Annotated in this window: 1 protein-coding gene; it reads right to left on the reverse strand. The window is 53.5% G+C overall.

The features are described 5' to 3' along the window. Positions 1-42: 42 nt before the first annotated feature. Entirely contained in the window at positions 43-1,623 is a 1,581-nt protein-coding gene (locus ACXJL8_RS40050; protein WP_456686923.1) for an HNH endonuclease family protein, read from the reverse strand. Between the last annotated feature and the right edge of the window lie 236 nt (positions 1,624-1,859).

A 1,859-nucleotide genomic window follows, 5' to 3' on the forward strand; every position in this document is an offset into this window, starting at 1 on the left:
CGGCAATTGAGTGCACTGTCACCGTAATCCCCAAAGCGGTGCTCAGTTCTTTACGCTGCTATTGCAGAATGGATGCGCGAGTTGTGCGTTCTCAAGAACGCCCAACCCGCCGTCAGCCTTGCGAACGACATGATCAATCTGGATGGAATTGAAGTGGAGAAGCGCGTTGCATATCCGACATCGCGGGGCTCCAACGATTGCATCTCTGAGAAAGGTGGCTGATTTGGTTTCGCGACTGAATTGGCTGGAGGCCCCTTCTACCAACCGTTCATCCGGGGTAAGAAACGAAAATTCCTTGTCCCCCCGCAGTTGTTCGAGGATCGCCGGGAACTCATTTCCCTGAACCAATCCCTCATAGACCCGAACATAGAGGTTCTTTAGCCTCTGGAAGCCCTTTGCGCCGCTCCCGATTTTGACCGTCACTTGATTGGAAAAGCTCTTGTTGTCGAGAATGAATTGCTCGAAGCGCTCACGAACCTTAGTGAATGTCTGAAAGGCGTCTTTCTTTTCGAACTCCCGGACTAACTCGACAACCGCGAGAAATGCTGTCGGCTGATGCCTCCCCGTCGCGCTATAGAAATACACGGCAGGATGCAGGCCAAGGGACGACGCGTGCAGCCCTGTAATACGGTTGATAATCTTTCTTGTGTTCCTGAGAAACTTGATTGTGTCACTGCCATCTCCGTCAGGGGGCGGCGGAAGATCGAGGATATTCTTGCTCTTCGTCATGTCTAGGACTGGCTGATTGTTCGCCAGGTTTATCATCTCGAAAATCAACGGAAGCGTTGGGCTGCTGTAACCCCTGCCCGCAACCGGCAGATCCAGCGTCTTGATCGGCGTTTCAATGGGTGGATGGAACAGCAGCTTGTAAAGCTCCCTTCCTATCGACTCGATCTCGTCTCTCTTATCGTCCTCAAATTCAGACCAGTATTCATGCCCCGTCGAGTTACGCGTGATGACGCGGGCGGAGATCGCATTCGCGGCCTTTCGAGCCCGAATGATCCTCAGTTCGGTCGGATCGATAGCAGTGGCGGCTTGGTTGATCTTGAAGAAGGAGTTTTCGGCCTTCTGGGAGTCGGTATTGCGGATCCATTGGAGGTCCAGCGACAGACTTGCGAGCCGCCTCGCTCTTTGGAGCACCTCGACCTTCGCCCTATCAGGATGCTCTACAGCATAAACATGTTCGCTATACGATCCGATCGTGCCGTCGATCAGCTCACGGGTTTTGCGAGCCGCCTTCATCTGCTCTGGCGGAATGTCGTTCTTCGAGAACACCCTGGAAGTATCGCCATCACCGTAATCGTTTTGGACCCAAGCAATAAGCGCGCTAAGACGGTGCGCTCCATCGATCACGAAAACGGTTTCGCCGGCCGCCCAAAGAATAATCGCAGGGACCAAGTCGCCTTCTAAGAAGGTCTTTACGAAATCTTGAATTTTCTGGGGTGACCAGTTCGCCGTTTCTCGCTGGAAATCCGGCTTCCGAAGAGCCAAGTACATGAACGCCTTCGGCTCGATATCCGTGATCGCTATCTTATCGCGGCGACTATAGTCCGCACTGCCGCTCTTAACTCGGAAGTCGTCTCGACGTATCAACGCATCGAGATTGACGATACTTGTAGCCATATCGAATCCCCAGCAGCCAAAGCCTTACTGTAGGTTGCTGAAGGCGCTTCTCAAAGCTTTTGGGATGCGCTTGCGGTGCAAAAAGCTAATTTGCCCACAACCGACTTCGGCGGAATCGAGGGTGCCCTCCCTCCGATTGTCCAGCATCGGCCCGTCATCAGGGATCAGGAGGGCATGCCCTTCCTCGCTCTTGAGGTCTTTCGCGTTTGTTTGAAATTACGGTGACAGTGCAGCGG

This window comes from Bradyrhizobium sp. P5_C11_2 (assembly GCF_054049755.1).

Excerpts from the sequence above, each read along its gene's own strand:
- ACXJL8_RS40050 (WP_456686923.1), bottom strand. The coding sequence starts at position 1,623 with ATGGCTACAAGTATCGTCAATCTCGATGCGTTGATACGTCGAGACGAC.